The organism is Flammeovirga sp. OC4 (genome assembly GCF_000812565.1).
In the GTDB taxonomy this organism is placed as follows: Bacteria; Bacteroidota; Bacteroidia; order Cytophagales; family Flammeovirgaceae; genus Flammeovirga.
On sequence record NZ_JTAM01000187.1, the window covers coordinates 1 to 571 of the forward strand.

The 571-nt window shown below is 31.5% G+C and carries 1 protein-coding gene; it reads right to left on the minus strand.

The window, feature by feature from the left end:
- Positions 1-190 precede the first annotated feature (190 nt).
- The gene (locus PL77_RS29900; protein ID WP_044213746.1) at positions 191-394 is read right to left on the minus strand and encodes a hypothetical protein; all 204 of its coding nucleotides are present in this window, start codon (positions 392-394) and stop codon (positions 191-193) included.
- Positions 395-571: the final 177 nt, after the last annotated feature.

The window sequence follows — 571 nt, forward strand, 5'->3', positions numbered from 1 at the left end:
TTATTCCCTACTTGATGAATTACTAAATTCTCAAGTTTTACGTTTGATAGATCAAAAGATTTTATTTTACTCACGATTCGTTTTATTTATAAATTTGATTAAAAGATTAAGGACTTTGTTAACTTCTGAAAGCTTACGTTTCAATTGTTCGTTTTCTTTTTGAAGAGCTTTAAACCTTACTCTTAGAATATCATTCTCGTCCATTCTGTTCTTCTTTTAAAGCTGATTGCTTACGAAAGGGACTTACGTGCTCCTTAAACTTATTTGTGATTCTGTGACTTATTGTAAGTCGCTCTTCATTAGTGATCAGACCATAATAGGTTAATGTTGTAAGAGCTTTAACAGATTTAAGCATTTGCACTCTTTCTTTGATTTTCTTTTCTGCTTTTGCCATTGTTTTTGGATTTAATGATGAGAGAGACTGTTTATTTCATCTAGTTTATCTTCTAGTTCACTGACCCTTTCTTCCAGCTCTTCAATTTTTTTATCTTTAACAAACGAGGGTGGTACAAAGTCAATATGTGTAACACCTTTTTTATCTGTCATGATTTTTTCGGTGAGATCCCAAGCA

What these genes read in the sequence shown, in the direction of transcription:
- PL77_RS29900 (WP_044213746.1), bottom strand. Translation starts at nt 394, where the DNA reads ATGGCAAAAGCAGAAAAGAAAATCAAAGAAAGAGTGCAAATGCTTAAA.